Below are 17,928 nucleotides of genomic sequence, written 5' to 3'. Positions count from 1 at the left end.
AGATGACAAATCCGATGCAGGCCAAGAAGCGCGCCTTCAAAGACCACAAGGCCAAGCACTTCCTGTTCGAGACGGATGCCGACGGGCGGGTCGCCACGATCACCCTCAACCGTCCGGAAAAGAAAAACCCGCTGACCTTCGAAAGCTACGAGGAACTTTGCGATCTTTTCCGCTCGCTTGCCCGCGCCAGCGACGTGCGCGCCGTGGTGCTGGCCGGCGCCGGTGACAACTTTTCTTCCGGCGGCGACGTCTTCGAGATCATCGAGCCCCTGACGCGCATGCCGATGCCCGATCTTCTGGATTTCACCCGCATGACCGGCGAACTGGTGCGCCAGATCCGCGCCTGCCCTCAGCCGGTCATAGCAGCGGTCGACGGCATCTGCGCCGGCGCTGGCGCCATTCTGGCCATGGCGTCGGATTTCCGCGTTGCAACGCCGGAGGCGAAGACGGCCTTTCTCTTTACCCGCGTCGGGCTGGCGGGTGCTGACATGGGCGCCTGCGGCATTCTTCCCCGCATCATCGGCCAGGGCCGCGCCGCCGAACTGCTCTTCACCGGCCGCGTGATGACTGCGACGGAAGGTAATGCCTGGGGCTTCTACAATGCCCTGCACGAGCGTCCGTCGCTGCTTACCGAAGCCCAGAAATTCGCACGCAATATCGCCGACGGTCCCTGGTTTGCCCATGCGATGACCAAGAAGATGCTCGACCAGGAATGGGCGATGGGCATCGACCAATTGATTGAATCGGAAGCGCAGGCGCAGGCGATCTGCATGGCGACCGGCGACTTCCGCCGCGCCTTCGAGGCCTTTGCCGCCAAGGCGAAGCCGGAATTCAAGGGGAACTGAGCATGGGTTCCCCTGATACCGCCCCAGGCGCACCGACCCGCGACCATCTCGACTGGCCGTTCTACGATGACAGCCACCGTGCGCTCGCTACGCAGCTCGATGCCTTCGTGGCCCGTGGCGGCCTCGGCGAAGTCGATCACGCCGATGTCGATGCCGCCTGTCGGCAGCTCGTCGCAGCACTCGGCGATGCAGGCGTGTTGCGCCATTGCGTGCCCTCAGCGTTCGGCGGCGTCAGCGAGGAGATCGACAGCCGGTCGCTCTGCCTCATCCGCGAGACGCTCGCCTACACAGACGGGCTTGCCGATTTTGCCTTCGCCATGCAGGGGCTCGGCACCGGTGCAATCAGCCTGTCCGGCTCCGAGGCATTGAAGCAGGCTGTCCTGCCCAAGGTCGCCCGCGGCGAATGGATCTCCGCCTTTGCGCTTTCCGAACCAGAGGCCGGCTCGGATGTCGCGGCGATGGCGTGCGCTGCGCGCCGCGACGGCGATCACTTCGTGCTCGACGGCGAAAAGACCTGGATATCGAACGGCGGTATCGCCGACGTCTATACCGTCTTTGCCCGCACTGGCGAGGCGCCCGGCACGCGCGGCATTTCGGCCTTCGTGGTTTTTGCCGACACGCCGGGCTTCACGATCGCCGAGCGCATCGAGACGATCGCGCCGCATCCGCTTGCCCGGCTTGCCTTCGACAATTGCCGCATCCCGGCCTCGCAGCTTTTGGGCGCGTCTGGCGAAGGCTTCAAGATCGCCATGCGCACACTGGACATCTTCCGCCCCTCCGTGGCTGCTGCCGCAATCGGCTTTGCCCGCCGCGCGCTCGACGAGGCGGTGGCGCACGCAAAGAGCCGCAAGATGTTCGGCGCGACTCTTTCGGATCTGCCGACGGCGCAAAGCACGCTCGGCGAGATGGCGACCGCGATTGACGCGGCAGCGCTGCTGACCGGCCGTACCGCCTGGCAGCGCGACGTGCAGAAGCGGCAGACGACCCGCGAAGCGGCAATGGCCAAGATGACGGCAACCGAGAATGCGCAATGGGTGATCGACCAGGCGCTTCAGCTCTTTGGCGGCCGCGGCGTGCGCGTCGGCGAGATCACCGAGCGGCTCTATCGCGAGATCCGCGCGCTCAGGATCTACGAGGGCGCGACCGAAGTGCAAAAGCTCATCATCGGCCGTGAGCTGATGAAGGGCACGGGACGATAACGAGGGGGTGTCGAACATGCATGGTTCGAAGGCGTCATTCGACTGGCAGGATCCGTTCAACCTGGATGGGCAGTTGGGCGAAGAAGAACGCATGGTGCGGCAGACCGCTGAGCGCTATGCCGAAGACCGGCTGGCTCCGCGCGTCCAGGAGGCCTTCCGTCACGAGAAAACCGATCCGTCGATTTTCGCCGAGATGGGCGAGCTTGGCCTGCTCGGTCCGATGGTGTCTGAGGAATACGGTGGCGCCGGCCTCAACTACGTCTCCTACGGCCTGATCGCCCGCGAGGTCGAGCGCATCGACAGCGGCTACCGCTCGATGATGAGCGTGCAGTCTTCGCTCGTCATCGTGCCGATCTACACCTTCGGCAGCGAAGCGCAGAAGCGCAAATACCTGCCGGGATTGATCGCCGGCACCAAGATCGGCTGCTTCGGCCTCACCGAACCGGACCACGGTTCAGATCCCGGGTCGATGATCACCAAGGCCGCCAAGGTCGATGGCGGCTATCTGCTTTCCGGCTCCAAGACCTGGATCTCCAATGCGCCGATCGCCGATGTCTTCGTCGTCTGGGCAAAGACATCGGATGGTCTGATCCGCGGCTTCATTCTCGAAAAGGGCTGGAAGGGTCTGAGCGCCCCGGCGATCCATGGCAAGGTGGGCCTGAGGGCGTCAATCACCGGCCAGATCGTCATGGAGGAAGTCTTCGTTCCGGACGAAAACATGCTGCCTGATGTGACCGGGCTGAAGGGTCCCTTCACTTGCCTTAACTCCGCGCGCTTCGGCATCGCCTGGGGCGCGCTCGGTGCAGCGGAATCCTGCTACGAAACGGCGCGGCAATATGTGATCGACCGCAAGCAGTTCGGCCGGCCGCTCGCCGCCAACCAGCTGATCCAGAAGAAGCTCGCGGACATGGCAACCGAGATCGCCCTTGGCCTGCAGGGCTGCCTGCGCCTCGGGCGCATGAAGGACGAAGGTAATCCGCCGGTCGAGCTGACTTCGATCCTCAAGCGCAACTCCTGCGGCAAGGCGCTGGAGATCGCCCGAGCGGCGCGCGACATGCTCGGCGGCAACGGTATTTCGGACGAATTTCCGGTCGCCCGCCATCTCGTCAATCTCGAAGTGGTCAACACCTACGAGGGCACGCACGACATCCATGCGCTGATCCTTGGCCGTGCCATTACCGGCATCGCCGCCTTTGCCAACTGAGGTCCGGCATCGATGTTCAGGACCAAAAGACCGCTGCGCTTTGGAGACTGCGACCCCTCGGGGATCGCCTATTTCCCGTCCTACCTCAACATTCTCGTCGGGGTGACGGAGGACTTCTTTGCCTCGCTCGGCTTTCCCTGGAAGGCCATGAACGACGAGCGGCGGATCGGCGTGCCGACGGTGCGGCTCGATCTCACCTTCTCTCGACCGGGCTTCCAGGGCGACGAACTGGATTTCGCGCTCAAGGTCGTAGGCATCGGCCGCTCCTCGCTCGACATGGAGCATACGGTCTCGGCAAGGGACACGGTGCTCTGGGCCGCAAGACAGCGGGTCGTTGCCACCTCGCTCGACACGCACGCTTCTTTTGCCTGGCCGGACGATATCCGCGCCGCGCTGACACAACATCTGGAGACGACCGATGCACACCATCCTGCAACCTGAAGGCTGGGCTAAGCCCATCGGCTATTCCAACGGCGTTTCGGCCAAGGGCCGCACTGTCTTCGTCGGCGGCCAGATTGGCTGGAATGCGCAGTCCGAGTTCGAGACCGACGATTTCGTCGAGCAGGTGCGCCAGACCCTGAAGAACGTGGTGGCGGTGCTTGCGGCCGGCGGCGCCGAACCGCAGCACATCACCACCATGACCTGGTACTTCACCGACAAGCAGGAATATGTCGGCAATCTGCGCGGCATCGGCCAGGCCTATCGCGAGACGATCGGCCGGCATTTCCCGGCGATGGCGGCGATGCAGGTGGTGTCGCTCGTCGAAGACCGCGCCAAGATCGAGATCCAGGCCACCGCCGTCGTCCCCGATTGAGGTTTGGCAGCATGGCCGAGATCCGATTTTCCGAGAGCGTGTCCGCCCGTCTCCAAGGCGATATTCTCGTCATCACCATCGACAACCCGCCCGTCAATGCGCTCTCCGCGCATGTCCGGTCCGGCCTGACGGCGGCGCTCGATCATGTTGCCGAGCAGCCGGCGATTGCCGGTCTCGTCATCACCGGTGCCGGCAACACCTTCATCGGCGGTGCGGATATCAGGGAGTTCGGCAAGCCGCCGATCGAACCGATCCTTCCCGAGGTGATCGAGCGCATCGAGGCCTTCGGCAAGCCTGTCATCGCCGCTGTCAACGGCGCTGCCCTTGGCGGTGGCTGCGAGGTGGCGCTTGCCTGCCACGGCCGCATCGCCGGCGAAAAGGCGTCATTCGGCCTGCCGGAGGTAAAGCTCGGCCTTGTCCCGGGTGCCGGCGGCACGCAGCGTCTACCGCGCCTAATCGGCACGGTCGCGGCGATCGAACTCATCGGAACCGGACGTGCCGTCAAGGCCGCCGAAGCCGTGACGCTTGGACTTGTCGACAGCCTTGCTGCCGATCCCGTCGTCGCCGCGCTGGCTTTCATACAGGAACAGGCCGACAAGCCACTTCGTCGGACCGGCATGATCGCGGTTCTGCCTGCGGACGGCAAAGCCATCAGCGCGGCGGAAGCGAAGGTTCTGGCGAAGGCCCGCGGCCAGGCTGCCCCCGCCGAGGCAACCCGCCTCGTCAAGGCAGCCGGAGAATTCGACCTCAAACAGGGACTGGCTGAGGAACGCGCGACCTTCTTGAGGCTTCGCGATTCCACCGAGTCAGCAGCCCTCAGGCATGTGTTCTTTGCCGAGCGCGCCGCCGGCAAGGTCGAGGGGCTCGATAAAGTTTCGCTTCGGCCGGTCGTCACCGTCGGCGTGGTCGGCACCGGGTTGATGGGGTCCGGCATCGCCGTCTCCGCCTTGACCTCCGGCTACCGCGTGGTCGCCTTGGAGCAGACGGAAGAAGCCGCCGCCGGCGGACGGGCGCGCATCACCGAGACGCTGGAGAAGACCGTGCGGGCCGGACGGTTGACCGCTAATGGGCGCGACGAATGCCTGGCGCGGCTTCAGACGACGGCTGACGCTGCGGAGCTGGCGAAGGCTGACCTCGTCATCGAAGCGGTGTTCGACGACCTCACGGTCAAGACGGAGCTGTTTCAGAAGCTCGACGGCATCGTTGCGCCTGGCGCCATTCTCGCGACCAACACCAGCTATCTCGACCCCGATGCGATCGCGGCGACGACGGCCGATCCGTCGCGCGTGGTGGGCTTGCACTTCTTTTCACCCGCCAATGTCATGCGGCTCGTCGAAGTCGTCGATTGCGCCGAGACGGCGCCAGATGTGCTGGCAACGGCACTCGCCTTCGTCAAACGCCTCGGCAAGCTGCCGGTCGTCACCGGCGTCACCGAAGGCTTCATCGGCAACCGCATCTTCTCGGCCTATCGCCGCGAAGCGGAGTTCATGCTCGAGGATGGAGCACTCCCGCACGAGATCGACGCCGCGCTCGAGGCCTATGGTTTTCCGATGGGCATCTTCGCCGTCAACGATATGGCCGGGCTCGAGATCGCCTGGGCACGGCGCAAGCGACAGGCCGCGGCCCGCGATCCTGCTGCACGCTATGTCGAAATCGCCGACAGGCTCTGCGAGGCCGGCCGTCTCGGTCGCAAGAGTGGCCGCGGCTGGTACGCCTATTCCGATGGTAAGCGCACCGTCGACCCTGATGTCACGGCGGTGATCGAGGCGGCGCGGGCAGCCAAGGGCATCACGCCACGCGATTTCGCTGCGGACGAGATCATGCGCCGCCTGCTGAGCGCCATGGACGATGAAGGCAGGGCGCTCCTGGCAGAAGGCATTGCTGCACGTCCCGGCGACATCGATCTGGTGATGATCAACGGCTACGGATTTCCCGCGCACAAGGGCGGGCCAATGTTCGCCGCCGGGCAAAACAAAGGATAAATCTCATGGCTGAAGCCTATATCATCGGCGGCGTCCGCACGCCGATCGGCCGCTACGGCGGTGCGCTGTCGAGCGCCCGCCCGGACGATCTGGCAGCGCATGTTATCCGCGAGGCGTTGGCGCGCGTTTCGTCCGTTCCGGCCGAAGCGATCGACGAAGTCGTGCTTGGCTGTGCCAATCAGGCCGGCGAGGACAATCGTAACGTCGCCCGCATGGCGGCATTGCTCGCTGGATTGCCGGAGGCCGTCGCCGGAACGACGATCAACCGCCTCTGTGGCTCCGGTCTGGACGCGGTCGGCTATGCCGCCCGCGCGATCCGGCTGGGCGAAGCCGAGATCATGGTCGCCGGCGGCGTCGAAAGCATGTCGCGCGCACCCTTCGTCATGCCGAAGGCGGAAGGCCCGTTCCAGCGCAGCACCGAGATCCACGACACGACGATCGGCTGGCGCTTCGTCAATTCGCTGATGAAGAACCAATACGGCATCGACTCGATGCCGGAGACCGCCGAAAACGTCGCCGCCGAGTTTTCCATCTCCCGCGAAGATCAGGATGCCTTTGCACTTCGCAGCCAGGCGCGCGCGGCAGCTGCGCAAAAGAGTGGGCGCTTCGCCCGCGAAATAGCCCCCTATGCGATCAAAGGACGCAAGGGCGAGACGACATGGGTCGAACACGACGAGCATCCCCGCGAGACGACGATCGAAAAGCTCGGCAGCCTGCAGACACCCTTCCGCGCCAATGGCACGGTGACAGCCGGCAATGCTTCCGGCGTCAATGACGGTGCTGCCGCGCTCATTCTCGCCTCGGCCGGCGCAGTCGAGCGTTACGGACTTCAGCCGTTGGCCCGCGTCGACGGGATGGCAACGGCCGGTGTCGCGCCGCGCATCATGGGCATCGGTCCGGTCTTTTCGACGCGAAAGCTGCTGGAGCGTTTTGGTCTCGGCATCGGCGACATCGATATCGTCGAGTTGAACGAAGCCTTTGCCGCACAGGCGCTCGCCTGCATGCGGCAGCTTGGGCTGGCCGACGATGCGCCCCACGTCAATCCGAACGGCGGCGCCATCGCGCTCGGCCATCCGCTCGGCATGTCCGGCACGCGGATAGCCCTCACCGCGGCCTTGGAGCTTGAGGCGCAGGGTTCGAAGCGTGCGATTGCTACCATGTGCATCGGCGTCGGGCAGGGCATTTCGATGCTGTTGTCACGGCCGTAGCGATTGGACGTTTCGGTCGTCAGCCGAAGGCCGCCCAAAACGATGAGAAAGCCGGGCTACTCAGCTGAGGAGTTAAGACCGAGCCGCAGGCGGCTCGGTCTCCAAGCTTACTTTCCACCCCAGGCGGCGGGATAGTCCGGCAGCTTCTCGCAGCCGCACATGGCGTGATGCAGCGGTGGCATCTTGGCGTCGACATACTGGTCAAGCGTTTCTGCCGTGATCGCCGGCTGCGGCATGACCCATTCCGGGCCGGGCACGGCCTCTCCCTGCAGCACCTTCACTGCCGCGATGATTGGCGTGCGCCATTGGTAGGTCGGATAGGTCGGCGCTATCGCCTTGAAGCCTTCCGACTTCCACTTGACCAGGAAGTCCTGCTGGTCCTCGCCGGTAATGATCGGAGGCGGCAGGCCGGCATCCTCGAAGGCTTCGAGGGCTGCAACCGCCGTCGCCCCCGCATCCATCCAGATCGCATCGATCTTGCCGCGTTGCAGGTAGTCTTCGACGATCGACTTGGTCTTGGCATTGTCGCCCTCGGTGAATTCCTCGCCGATGACGTTCAGGCCGGTCTCCTTGAAAATGCGCTTGGCCGCGGACGCGCGGGTCTCGAGCACATCGACACCCGGCACGATCCGCAGCATCAGGACGTCGGCCCCCGCCGGTGCCGTGGCCGCCACGAACTCGCCTGCCTGGATACCGAAGCCGTAACCGCCGACCGGGTGGATGAAGGTGACCGGGCACTTGGTGTTGACGCCGCGGTCAAAGACGATCACCGGCAACTTGGCACAGGCTTTTTCGACCGCCGGCGTCAGGGCTGCGGTCGTATTCGGCGAGACGATCAGGGCCGAGCACTTGCCGCCATTGATGAGGTCGTCGATGTCGGCGATCTGCTTGTCGTCGGACCCTTCGGCATCGACGTGGATGAGCTCCTTGATCTCCGGATGGAGCTTCACTTCGGCCTGCATGTTCGTCCAGCCGGTTACCCGCCAGGCATTGTTCACGCCGGCGTTCGAGAAGCAGATCGTGTAGGGACCTGGCTTCTTGTATTTTGCGGTGTCGGCCATTTGGTCGCCGTAGTACTGTTGCCACGGCTCTCCTTCCGGACCATTGGCCTTGGCCGTCAGCAGCGTCCGCTGTCTGTCGAACTCGGCTGTATCGTCGAAGTTCAGCTGTTGGCTATGCGCCGTGCCGGCGACGAGTGCCGCCGAAAGGGCGGCGGTCAGCAATCTTTTCATGTCTCACTCCCATTGATCATGATTTTTCAGTTCCTCCCGACGGCTTGAGGCCGGCGAAATCAGGTCCCGCCGGCGCGGTTGCGCCGGTAGGTGGCAAGCACGACTGCGGCGATCAGGATCAGGCCCTGGACGACATCGCGCGTCGGCTTCGGCAGTCCGATGAAATTGAGCAGCGTGAAGATGGCGGTCAGCGTCAGCGCGCCTGCAATCGAGGCCGAAACGGAGCCGCGGCCGCCGAGAAGCTGCGCGCCGCCGATGACGCAGGCGGTGATCGCCTGCAGCTCGTAACCGACACCGACATCGGTCGATACGCCTGCAAATCCACCGAGCAGGATGCCCGCCGTCACCGCGCTCAGCGACGAGACGACAAAAGCGATGACGCGCACCCTCACGATCGGCACACCCGACATCTGCGCCGCCCGCGGATTGTCGCCGAGCGCGTGCAACATGCGCCCGAGATTGGTGCGATGCATCAGCCAGAACAGGACGGAGCCGACAACCATAAGCACCAGCAATGCCACCGGCAGGAACTGGATCAGTGGAATGCCCTGAAGGCTGGCGCGCCCGAAGAAGCGGAACGTCTCCGGCAGATAGCCGCGTGGCGAACCGCTCGACCACATGAAGGCAGCGCCGTTGAGCGTGATCATCATGCCGAGCGTGGCGATCAATGACGGCACCCGGAGGTAGGAAACGACCATGCCGTTGACCACGCCGACGGCAAGCCCCACCGCATACATGACCGCAATCACCCACCAGGTCGCATCGGCGCTGTTGTCGAGCAGCATCGACGAGCCGACGACCGTCAGCGTGATGAGCGAGCCTGCGGATAAGTCAAAGCCGCCGGAGACGATGACGTAGATCTGGCCGGCCGCGAGGATGGCGAGAGGAGCGGCACGCTTCAGGAAATTCATGTAGCCGGTGGGCTCGATGAAGTTCGGGTTCGAGAAAGTGATGGCAACGAGAAGGGCTGCCAGCACGAAGAAGACGGGATTGATCTTCGGCAGCCGCCCAACGCTTGCCACGCGGCGCGTCTTTGCGGAGCCGACGGTTTCCTGGATCATGCCACTATCCTCTTTGAACGGACTGCGTAGAAGGCGACGGCGGCGACGATGATGATGCCGCGCATCACCTGCTTGGCGAAGGCGTCGATGCCGGCGAGATTGAAGATGGAATCGATCAGCGAGAAGATGATCACGCCGGCAACCGTGCCCCAGATCCCGCCCTTGCCCCCGGCAAGGATCGTCCCGCCGATGACGACGACGGCGATCGATTCCAGATCATAGGCGCCCTCCGTGCCGATCCAGGGCGAGCCGGATTTCAGGCGGCTGGCCAGGTAGAGGCCGGCGAGCGCCGCGCAAAGGCTGCAGATGATATGGCTCGCCATGACGACCCGGGTCGTGTTGATGCCGGCTGCACGCGCCGTGTCGCGGTTGCCGCCAACCGAATAGATGTTGGATCCGAAGCGCGTGAAGCGCAGCACGATCCATGCGCCAAGGACGAGCAGCGCCAGGACGATCAGGCTGACCGGTAGCCCGAGCACCTCGCCATAGGCGAAGTACTGGAACGCATCCGGCACCGAACCGCCGAACCGGCCATGAAAGGAGGCAAGACAGCCCTGAATGATCAGTGCCATGCCGAGCGTCGCGATCAGCGGGTTGACGTCGAGGCGGGTGATCAGGAGCCCTTTGAGCGTGCCGACCACCGCCCCCATGACGAGCACCGCAACAACCGCCGGCACCATCATCGCCGGATCGCCGTTCATGATCGCGGAGGACACCACGGCCGAGGCCGAGATGAGATGGGCCACCGACAGGTCGATCGAACCGACGAGGATGGTGAAGGTCTGCCCGACGGCGGTGATGCCGAGCGCGATGGACCGGTTGAGGATGGAGACGGTCGCCTCTGGAGTCAGGAAGCGTGTCAGGCCGAGGCTGAGCGCAATCGCGACATAGATGAGGACGGCCAGCCCGAGCAGCAGCGCCGGTGCGTAGTATTCCATGCGCCAGACCGGACGCCGGATGAGAGTTGCCTTGTTCATGCTGCCACGGCCTCCTCGCCGGTTGCCGCCAACATCACGTCGGCCTCACTAACCCCACGCGAAAACGCCGCGACGAGTTCGCCATTCCGCATCACAAGGACGCGGTCGGATACGCCGAGAACCTCCGGAAGATCGGACGAGACCATCATGATGGCCGTGCCCTTGCGCGCGAGATCCCGCATCAGGTGGTAGATCCCGGCCTTGGCATTGACGTCGATCCCGCGTGTCGGCTCGATGAAGATCAACAGCCGAGGCGCGAGCGCCAGCCAGCGCGCGACGATGGCTTTCTGCTGGTTGCCCCCCGACAGCGCCTTGATGTCCTGGGCAAAGCTGCCGGCACGCACGTCGAGTTCACGCAGCAGCTTTTCCATTGCGTCCGTCGAGGCGAATGACGTCGCATTGGCATTGCCGGAAAGGGAGGAGAGCGCGCGGGACGTCAGCATGCCGTTGTCGACGACCGATTGCATCAACACCAGCGCTTCGGCCTTGCGATCGCCCGGTAGCAGCCCGACCCCGGCGCGGATCGCCTCGCGCGGACTGACAAACCGCGCCGGCTTACCGGCAAGGGTGATCTCGCCCTCGGTGAAGGGAGAAAGGCCGAATATCGCCTGCGCGAGCGCAACGCGCCCTGCCCCTTGCAAGCCGGAGAAGCCGACGATCTCGCCGGCACGCAGCTCGAAGGACACGTTTTTCAGCCGGTCGTTTCCGGCATTGCGGACTGAGAGCACGACGTCGCCGATCTCCTGCGATGCGGCCGGCTCCGCATAGAAATCGCCAAGGTCGCGGCCGACCATGGCGCGCACGATCGCCTCCGGCTCGGGCACATGGTCGAAGCAAACCGCCACCTCGCCATCCTTGAGCACCGTCACGCGATTGGCCAGCCGCGTGATTTCAGGCATGCGGTGGGTGATGTAGACGATCGCCACACCGCTCTTCTTCAAGGTGTCGACGAGACCGAAGAGCACCTCGCATTCAGCCTCGTTCAGCGCTGCCGTCGGCTCGTCCATCACGATCACCCGTGCCTCGAGCGACACCGCCTTGGCGATCTCGACCAGTTGCTGGCTGGCGACGTCGAGGTCGGCGACCACAGTGCTCGGCTCGATCCAGTGTGCCGAGCCGAACAGCGCAAGCACGCGCCGCGCTTCGTCGTTCATCGCCCTGTGGTCGATCAGACCGCGACGCGTCGGCTCGCGGCCGAGGAAGATGTTCTGTGCGACGGTTCGCTCGGGCAGCAGGGAGAATTCCTGATAAATGACGGCAATGCCCGCCCGGATCGCCGCAAGCGGATGCGTGAAATGCCGTTCTTCGCCATTCACGACAACCGCGCCTGCGTCCGGCCGATAGACGCCGGAAAGGATTTTCATCAGCGTCGACTTGCCGGCACCGTTCTCGCCAGCCAGCGCATGAACCTCGCCGCAATGGGCGGAGAAGCTGACGCTTTTCAAGGCCTTGACGCCGGGGAAACTCTTGGTGATACCGCGCATTTCGATGGCGGGATGTTGCGTGTTCATGCTGCAGCCCATGTCTTGCGGATGAATGTCGCGCTCTCGGAAAAGAGCGTATCGAAGTCGGGAAACAGCGGCCGCCAGACGCGGGTCGCCGTCGCAATCGCCGGAAGCCCAGCGCCGAATGCCTCAAGCGTCAGCCAACCGTCATAGCCGATCTCCTTCAACACCGTGAACATCGCCGCAAAGTCGATATGCCCGCGCCCCGGTATGCCGCGATCGTTCTCGGAGACATGGAAGACACCGATATCCTGGCCGATCAGCCGGATCGCCGCCTCCGGCCGACGCTCCTCCACATTGGCATGGAAGGTGTCGTACATGATCTTGAAGGCAGGATGGGCCACGCGATCCACATAGGCACGCGCCTGCTCCATCGTGTTGAGATAATAGGTCTCGAAACGATTGAGCGGCTCGAGGCTCAAATGCATGCCGTTGGCCGCCGCCCGCTCCGCGAGTGCATGATGCGCGTCGGCCCCGTGTTTCAGCTCGTCTTCGCTGGCGCCCCGGCCCGTGAAGAAGCCGATCGGCGCATGAAACGGCCCACCCATGCTTTCGGCGCCAAGGGCGATGGCGCAGTCAAGCGCCCAGTCGAGATGGGCGCGCCCGCGCGCCCGCACGTCGGCATCGCAACTGACGGGGTTTGCCTCAGGCGTCGGGACGATCGATGTGGTGGACCGGCCAAAGCCGAGCCCGTCCAGTTCGCGGCCCAGGCGTTCGTAATGGCTTACCTCGCCCGATAGAACCGGCACTTCGACGCCGTCATAACCGAGATCGCGCAACCGGCCGATGTTGTCGAGATGCCTCTCCTCGACGAAATCGGTCAGGCAAAGGAGATTGATACCAAGCTTCATGGGGCACTCAATTCAAAGAGATGCCGAGATCGCGACAGGTCGCGCGGATCCAGGCCAGTGACGTTTCGATCATCGGGCCACCGGCGCCTTCGCATTCGAGGCTGAGCACACCGTCGTAGCCATGGTCGCGAAGCGTGGCGAGGCAAGCCTTGATGTTCTCGGCATTGACGCCATCGCCGAGCGCGCAATGGCTGACCGCGATCCCGGTTTGTCCGCCGCGGGCGGCCGCTGCCAGCGACGGCGACACGTCCTTCAGATGGACATGGGACACCCTGTCGATGAACCGCGACAGAAACTGCGGCGGTTCCTGCCCGGCGATGAACGTGTTGCCGGTGTCCATGTTCATGCGCAGCCACTTGCTGTCTGCGAAGGCGAGCATGCGCTCCATGAATTCCGGACGCGTCGTGAAATGACCATGGGGCTCGATGTTGACGACGATCTCGTGCGCCTCGGCGACTTCGACGATCTTTTCGTAGCTGCGCTTCATCAGCGCCATCGATTGTTCTTCGGTCAGTCCGGGCGGCATGTGGAGCCCGTCTGTCGTGTCGACACAGGGGCTACCGGCCTGCGCTGCCCAGGCAATCGACTTCAGCACATAGGGTACACCTCTAAGCGGCCCGTCCTCGCCAGACAGCGGATAGGCCGCATCGACCTGCGAAAAGCGCACGCCGTAGCGATCCATCTTGCGACGCAAGAGGACGGGATCCTCGTAGAGCGCGACATGCGGTTGATAACCCAGTCCGTGGATCCAGCTCACGCCGTCGATCAGACCGCATTCGATAAAGTGCAAATCGTTGTCGCTTGCCCATTGCAAGCATTTTTCAAACGACCAGTAGGCCGAGTTGAACGCATCCGTGTGGAAGCCTATCCGCACCGGCAAAATCCTCCCAATTTCCCTCCATGCCATTGAGTTTCAACGGCAAATCACCAGCGCCTCCAAAATGTCGCTTGATGATGCCCAAGCATTGCGCAATAAATCTCTGCCGGCGTTCGAAATAGACGACTGGTAAATTTTATACATCTGCGGGGGAGCAGCATGACGAGGAGCAGCAACGAACGGGCCGTCGATCGGCCCGCGGTCTTCCGCGAGCCGGGCGCCCTGCTCTATGCCGGCAATTGCCAGGACCTGATGAAGGCCTCGCTTGCGGGCCAGGTGTCGCTCAACGCCTGGACGCGGCGCGGCTATCCCGGCATCGATCTCGGCGCAGCGCTGCCGCAGGTCTGCTCCGTCGGCGGCTGGGATGCGACCACCCCGCAGGATTGGGGCCTGCGCGAACATTGCAACGAGGGGGTCAAGATTGCCTATCTGGCGCGCGGATCATTGACGATCACCATGGATGGCCGCAGGACGACGATCAAGGAAGGCCAGATGTTCGTCGTGCGTCCCTGGCAGTTGCACGCGCTCGGCGATCCCAATGTCGGCGCCAGCCACATCATCTGGGTGCTCATGGATATGGGCGTGCGCCGCCCGCACGAAACCTGGCTGTGGCCGGACTGGATCGGCTGGCCCGAGCGCGACCGAAAGCGCCTGAGCGAACTTCTGTCGAAGAACGAACAGATTTCCTACAACGCCTCGCGCGAGGTCTCCCGCACCTTCCTCGATATCCACGAGGTGGTGGCAGGCGGCGATATCGACGGTGGCGAAGCGCATCTGCGCCTTCTAATTTCGATGATGCTGCTGCAATTCCGCCAGATGCTGGAAAGCCAGGCACCGGTGCTGGATCTTGCTCTCGCAAGCTCGAAACGCACGGTCGAGATCTTTCTGAAACGGCTGCGTCACGCGCTCGACGAGGAGTGGACGCTCGAGAACATGGCGGCGGAGTGCAATCTTTCCCGCACGCAATTTTCGCAGCATTGCCAGGTGCTGACCAACATGACGCCGGTCCGCTACCTCCAGACGCTCCGGCTCAACGCCGCACGGCAGCTTCTCGAGAGCGGCGCCCATTCGGTCACCAATATCGCCTTTGATTGCGGCTTCTCATCGAGCCAGTATTTTGCCACCTGCTACAAGAAGCGCTTCGGCTTCTCGCCAATGGAAACGCCGCGTCAGACGCTATCGATCGCCAACTGAAGGTGAGCCGCCGCGACCGGATCAAAGCCGAATGGATAAGAAAGCTCTCCTGACGCCCCGAAAGGCCGCTTCGCAGCAACGCTCGCGAGCGATGATCGAGGCGCTGGTGGAAGCGACGGCGCGTGTCCTGATCAAGGAAGGATTTGAGCGCGCAAACACAAATCGCATTGCCGAGGAGGCCGGCGTCAGCATCGGCTCCCTCTATCAATATTTTCCGAGCAAGGAAGCGCTCGTCGTTGCCGTCATCGAACGGCATAAGGGCGAGATGGTCGATGTCTTGCGGGGTACCCTCGCAAAGGTGGCGACGCTACCGCTCGACAATGCCGTGCGCGAACTGGTCAAGGCGATGATCGATGCGCATCGCGTGAACCCGGACCTTCATCGGGTGCTGGTCGAGGAAACGCCTCGTGCGGGACGGATTGGCACGATCGACGGCTTTGGCAGAGAGTTCTACGAGCTGATCAGGGCGTATCTCGAATTGCACAAGGCAGAACTGCGGCCGGTGGATCTGGACCTGGCCGCTTACATCTGCGTCAGTTGCACGGAAGCGCTGACGCACGGCGCGGTCGTCGACAGTCCAGATAAGCTAAACGATAGGAACGTCGACGCCTTCATCAAAGAAGTGACGACGCTGATCACACGCTACCTGAAGTAACGTCCTGCGGGTCCAGACATCCAAGATGCGAGCAGGGTCTTGGTAACGTGACGCCGCTCCGTGAACGCCTGCGGCCAACTGCATGAATTGCCGGGGAAATTTGGAGGGGTAGCGCGCGCCGAGACAGCTTCCCGAACGCGAGTAGATTTTTGCGAGCAATCGCTCAGAATTTGTCTGCACGCGGCCGTTCCGACAACCAGCCTCGCATCGACATCGAATGCCACACGAGCGGTCGAGCAACCGCTTCTCGAAGTCCCAGACCAAGGTAACAGGAAGATGTACGCACACGTCGTGATGATTCATGCCGCGGCCATGGGCACGGCATTTCTGCTGTTTGCAGCACGGGAGCTGCTTTTCATTACTGCCTCGCGAGGGCAAATCGGCGCTGGGAAATTGGCGCTGACCGCCAACAGGATTGCGGGCGTCCTCACGGGCATAGGGATTGCCGGAGGCATTGGGCTTATCGTCTTGGGCGGGTGGCCGCTATCGACACCCTGGCTACTGGTGTCATTCACCCTGATCGCCACCTTGATGGTTGTCGAAAGCAGGTTCGTGCGGCCCTGGGAGGCCAAGGTGCAACCAGCCCTTCAAGGCGCGATCGACACAATGGAAGTCCGAGCGCTTCTTGGAAACAAGCGCGCCCTGCGCGGCCGCCTGGCATCGATCTTACTTTTCGCCCTGGTCATAGCGCTGATGGTCGTCAAACCCGACCTACCCGGCATTTTCGGCACCTAGGGCGACGCCGGCGGGCGCAGCACCGTTGCACCGCCATTGCGAGGTGGCCCCAGCGCCGGCGGCTACTCCCCGCCAGTCTTTCATCAACGGATTTGAACTCACCGCCCTATGTGAAGGGCGGTGAGTTCCGTTTCAGTCTGTCGTCACGCCAGTGCCGGCAGCAGCTGGTCGATGCTCTTCTTGGCGTCGCCATAGAACATGCGGGTGTTGTCCTTGTAGAAGAGCGGGTTTTCGATGCCGGAGTAACCGGTTCCCTGACCGCGCTTGGAGACGAACACCTGTTTGGCCTTCCAGACTTCGAGCACCGGCATGCCGGCGATCGGCGAGTTCGGGTCTTCCTGGGCGGCCGGATTGACGATATCGTTGGAGCCGATGACGATGACGACATCGGTTTCGTGGAAGTCCTCGTTGATCTCGTCCATCTCCAGCACGATGTCGTAGGGAACCTTAGCCTCGGCCAAGAGTACGTTCATGTGGCCCGGCAGACGGCCGGCGACCGGATGAATGGCGAAGCGGACGTTCTTGCCGGCCGCCCGCAGCTTGCGGGTAAGCTCGGAGACCGACTGCTGCGCCTGCGCCACCGCCATGCCGTAGCCCGGCACGATGATGACGCTGTCGGCGTCGTTGAGGGCAGCGGCCACGCCATCGGCATCAATGGCGATCTGCTCGCCGGTGATTTCCATTGCCGGACCGGTGGTTGCACCGAAGCCGCCGAGGATGACCGACAGGAACGAGCGGTTCATCGCCTTGCACATGATGTAGGAGAGGATCGCACCCGAGGAGCCGACGAGCGCGCCGGTGACGATCAGCAGATCGTTGCCGAGCGTGAAGCCGATGGCGGCGGCCGCCCAACCGGAATAGCTGTTCAGCATCGACACCACTACCGGCATGTCGGCGCCGCCGATGCCCATGATCAGGTGGTAGCCGATGAAGAAGGCGGCGAGCGTCATGACAAGCAGTGTCCAGGTGCCGGCACCATTGACGTAGAGCACCAACAGAACGAGCGAGAGAAGAGCAGCACCGGCGTTGAGCAGGTGACCGCCCGGCAGCTTCTTGGCCTTGCCGTCGACCTTGCCGGCAAGCTTGCCGAAGGCGATGACGGAGCCGGTGAAGGTGACGGCACCGATGAAGACGCCGAGGAAGACCTCGACCTTCATGATCGACAGTTCCACCGGTTCCTTGTGGGCGAGGATCGCGGCAAAGCCGGTCAATGCGGAGCGGGCCGCCGCATCGAGGGCGGCGACATCAGCCGCCTCGATATGGGCGTTGAAGCCGATGAAGACTGCGGCGAGACCGACGAAGGAATGGAGGGCCGCAACAAGCTGCGGCATCTCGGTCATCTGGACGCGGGAGGCAACGAAGTGGCCGAGCACGGCGCCGCCGGCAATCATCAGGACGATGATGAACCAGTTGCCGACATCGGGTCCGAAGACCGTGGCGACAATGGCGAGTGCCATGCCCGTCATGCCGTACCAGACGGCGCGCTTGGCGCTTTCCTGGCCCGAAAGTCCGCCGAGCGAGAGGATGAAGAGGACGGCTGCCGCGATGTAGGCGGCCGATACGATACCGATCATCATAATGTCTACCCC

17 protein-coding genes are annotated in these 17,928 nt (G+C 63.5%); 10 read left to right on the top strand and 7 right to left on the bottom strand.

What is annotated here, in order from left to right:
• Nucleotides 1-2 precede the first annotated feature (2 nt).
• From L981_RS05055 to pcaF, 7 genes are read left to right on the top strand one after another with little or no spacing between them, the layout of a single operon-like run.
• Nucleotides 3-845, top strand: coding sequence for an enoyl-CoA hydratase family protein (locus L981_RS05055; RefSeq protein WP_043612417.1), 843 nt, complete (start codon nucleotides 3-5; stop codon nucleotides 843-845).
• Between the two features lie 2 nt (nucleotides 846-847).
• Nucleotides 848-2,044: an acyl-CoA dehydrogenase family protein gene (locus L981_RS05050; protein WP_043612415.1), complete on the top strand. Its 1,197-nt coding sequence runs from the start codon at nucleotides 848-850 to the stop codon at nucleotides 2,042-2,044.
• Between the two features lie 16 nt (nucleotides 2,045-2,060).
• Entirely contained in the window at nucleotides 2,061-3,248 is a 1,188-nt protein-coding gene (locus L981_RS05045; protein ID WP_043612413.1) for an acyl-CoA dehydrogenase, read from the top strand.
• 12 nt (nucleotides 3,249-3,260) lie between these two features.
• A complete protein-coding gene (locus tag L981_RS05040) occupies nucleotides 3,261-3,689 on the top strand; it encodes a thioesterase family protein (protein WP_043612411.1) in 429 nt (142 codons plus the stop codon).
• Nucleotides 3,667-4,062 carry a RidA family protein gene (locus L981_RS05035; protein WP_043612409.1) on the top strand — a complete coding sequence of 132 codons (396 nt, stop codon included), beginning with the start codon at nucleotides 3,667-3,669 and terminating at the stop codon, nucleotides 4,060-4,062. The genes L981_RS05040 and L981_RS05035 overlap by 23 nt, the downstream gene beginning before the upstream one ends.
• Nucleotides 4,063-4,073: 11 nt before the next feature.
• On the top strand, nucleotides 4,074-6,044 hold the full coding sequence (locus tag L981_RS05030; protein ID WP_043612407.1) for a 3-hydroxyacyl-CoA dehydrogenase NAD-binding domain-containing protein: 1,971 nt from the start codon (nucleotides 4,074-4,076) through the stop codon (nucleotides 6,042-6,044).
• A 5-nt stretch (nucleotides 6,045-6,049) separates the two neighbouring features.
• Nucleotides 6,050-7,252, top strand: a complete 1,203-nt coding sequence (pcaF, locus tag L981_RS05025; protein ID WP_043612405.1) for a 3-oxoadipyl-CoA thiolase — start codon at nucleotides 6,050-6,052, stop codon at nucleotides 7,250-7,252.
• Between the two features lie 107 nt (nucleotides 7,253-7,359).
• Here pcaF and L981_RS05020 read toward each other — a convergent pair whose 3' ends face one another.
• Genes L981_RS05020 through L981_RS04995 form a run of 6 tightly spaced genes read right to left on the bottom strand, consistent with a single transcriptional unit; the run spans nucleotide 7,360 to nucleotide 13,752 of the window.
• On the bottom strand, nucleotides 7,360-8,484 hold the full coding sequence (locus L981_RS05020) for a substrate-binding domain-containing protein (RefSeq protein WP_043612404.1): 1,125 nt from the start codon (nucleotides 8,482-8,484) through the stop codon (nucleotides 7,360-7,362).
• Nucleotides 8,485-8,543: 59 nt separating this feature from the next.
• Nucleotides 8,544-9,545, bottom strand: coding sequence for an ABC transporter permease (locus tag L981_RS05015; RefSeq protein WP_043612402.1), 1,002 nt, complete (start codon nucleotides 9,543-9,545; stop codon nucleotides 8,544-8,546).
• The gene (locus tag L981_RS05010; RefSeq protein WP_043612400.1) at nucleotides 9,542-10,522 is read right to left on the bottom strand and encodes an ABC transporter permease; all 981 of its coding nucleotides are present in this window, start codon (nucleotides 10,520-10,522) and stop codon (nucleotides 9,542-9,544) included. The genes L981_RS05015 and L981_RS05010 overlap by 4 nt, the downstream gene beginning before the upstream one ends.
• The gene (locus L981_RS05005) at nucleotides 10,519-12,033 is read right to left on the bottom strand and encodes a sugar ABC transporter ATP-binding protein (protein WP_043612444.1); all 1,515 of its coding nucleotides are present in this window, start codon (nucleotides 12,031-12,033) and stop codon (nucleotides 10,519-10,521) included. Before L981_RS05005 ends, L981_RS05010 begins: the two co-directional genes overlap by 4 nt.
• Nucleotides 12,030-12,878 (bottom strand): sugar phosphate isomerase/epimerase, encoded by an 849-nt coding sequence (locus L981_RS05000; RefSeq protein ID WP_043612392.1) that lies wholly within the window; start codon nucleotides 12,876-12,878, stop codon nucleotides 12,030-12,032. Before L981_RS05000 ends, L981_RS05005 begins: the two co-directional genes overlap by 4 nt.
• 7 nt (nucleotides 12,879-12,885) lie before the next feature.
• Nucleotides 12,886-13,752, bottom strand: coding sequence for a sugar phosphate isomerase/epimerase (locus L981_RS04995; RefSeq protein ID WP_043612391.1), 867 nt, complete (start codon nucleotides 13,750-13,752; stop codon nucleotides 12,886-12,888).
• 162 nt (nucleotides 13,753-13,914) lie between these two features.
• Here L981_RS04995 and L981_RS04990 point away from each other — a divergent pair, with 162 nt between their 5' ends.
• From L981_RS04990 to L981_RS04980, 3 genes are all read left to right on the top strand, one after another.
• Nucleotides 13,915-14,949, top strand: coding sequence for an AraC family transcriptional regulator (locus L981_RS04990; protein ID WP_043612388.1), 1,035 nt, complete (start codon nucleotides 13,915-13,917; stop codon nucleotides 14,947-14,949).
• A gap of 91 nt (nucleotides 14,950-15,040) precedes the next feature.
• Nucleotides 15,041-15,604 carry a TetR/AcrR family transcriptional regulator gene (locus L981_RS04985; protein ID WP_245281578.1) on the top strand — a complete coding sequence of 188 codons (564 nt, stop codon included), beginning with the start codon at nucleotides 15,041-15,043 and terminating at the stop codon, nucleotides 15,602-15,604.
• Nucleotides 15,605-15,880: 276 nt separating this feature from the next.
• On the top strand, nucleotides 15,881-16,339 hold the full coding sequence (locus L981_RS04980) for a hypothetical protein (protein WP_156133967.1): 459 nt from the start codon (nucleotides 15,881-15,883) through the stop codon (nucleotides 16,337-16,339).
• 143 nt (nucleotides 16,340-16,482) lie between these two features.
• On the opposite strand, the gene L981_RS04975 is transcribed toward L981_RS04980, so the two are convergent.
• Entirely contained in the window at nucleotides 16,483-17,916 is a 1,434-nt protein-coding gene (locus L981_RS04975) for an NAD(P)(+) transhydrogenase (Re/Si-specific) subunit beta (RefSeq protein ID WP_043612377.1), read from the bottom strand.
• Between the last annotated feature and the right edge of the window lie 12 nt (nucleotides 17,917-17,928).

Origin of the sequence: Ensifer sp. ZNC0028 (assembly GCF_000799055.1) — a bacterium.
In the GTDB taxonomy this organism is placed as follows: domain Bacteria; phylum Pseudomonadota; class Alphaproteobacteria; order Rhizobiales; family Rhizobiaceae; genus Ensifer.
Note: the sequence above shows the minus strand (reverse complement) of the source record. Positions and strands in the feature narration are given on the sequence as shown.

Coding starts and splice junctions, on each gene's coding strand:
- L981_RS04985 (WP_245281578.1), top strand. CDS start 15,041: ATGATCGAGGCGCTGGTGGAAGCGACGGCGCGTGTCCTGATCAAGGAA.
- L981_RS05000 (WP_043612392.1), bottom strand. CDS start 12,878: ATGAAGCTTGGTATCAATCTCCTTTGCCTGACCGATTTCGTCGAGGAG.
- L981_RS05040 (WP_043612411.1), top strand. CDS start 3,261: ATGTTCAGGACCAAAAGACCGCTGCGCTTTGGAGACTGCGACCCCTCG.
- L981_RS05035 (WP_043612409.1), top strand. CDS start 3,667: ATGCACACCATCCTGCAACCTGAAGGCTGGGCTAAGCCCATCGGCTAT.
- L981_RS04990 (WP_043612388.1), top strand. CDS start 13,915: ATGACGAGGAGCAGCAACGAACGGGCCGTCGATCGGCCCGCGGTCTTC.
- L981_RS04975 (WP_043612377.1), bottom strand. CDS start 17,916: ATGATGATCGGTATCGTATCGGCCGCCTACATCGCGGCAGCCGTCCTC.
- L981_RS05015 (WP_043612402.1), bottom strand. CDS start 9,545: ATGATCCAGGAAACCGTCGGCTCCGCAAAGACGCGCCGCGTGGCAAGC.
- L981_RS05030 (WP_043612407.1), top strand. CDS start 4,074: ATGGCCGAGATCCGATTTTCCGAGAGCGTGTCCGCCCGTCTCCAAGGC.
- L981_RS05050 (WP_043612415.1), top strand. CDS start 848: ATGGGTTCCCCTGATACCGCCCCAGGCGCACCGACCCGCGACCATCTC.
- L981_RS05055 (WP_043612417.1), top strand. CDS start 3: ATGACAAATCCGATGCAGGCCAAGAAGCGCGCCTTCAAAGACCACAAG.
- L981_RS05020 (WP_043612404.1), bottom strand. CDS start 8,484: ATGAAAAGATTGCTGACCGCCGCCCTTTCGGCGGCACTCGTCGCCGGC.
- L981_RS04980 (WP_156133967.1), top strand. CDS start 15,881: ATGTACGCACACGTCGTGATGATTCATGCCGCGGCCATGGGCACGGCA.
- L981_RS05005 (WP_043612444.1), bottom strand. CDS start 12,033: ATGAACACGCAACATCCCGCCATCGAAATGCGCGGTATCACCAAGAGT.
- pcaF (WP_043612405.1), top strand. CDS start 6,050: ATGGCTGAAGCCTATATCATCGGCGGCGTCCGCACGCCGATCGGCCGC.
- L981_RS05045 (WP_043612413.1), top strand. CDS start 2,061: ATGCATGGTTCGAAGGCGTCATTCGACTGGCAGGATCCGTTCAACCTG.
- L981_RS05010 (WP_043612400.1), bottom strand. CDS start 10,522: ATGAACAAGGCAACTCTCATCCGGCGTCCGGTCTGGCGCATGGAATAC.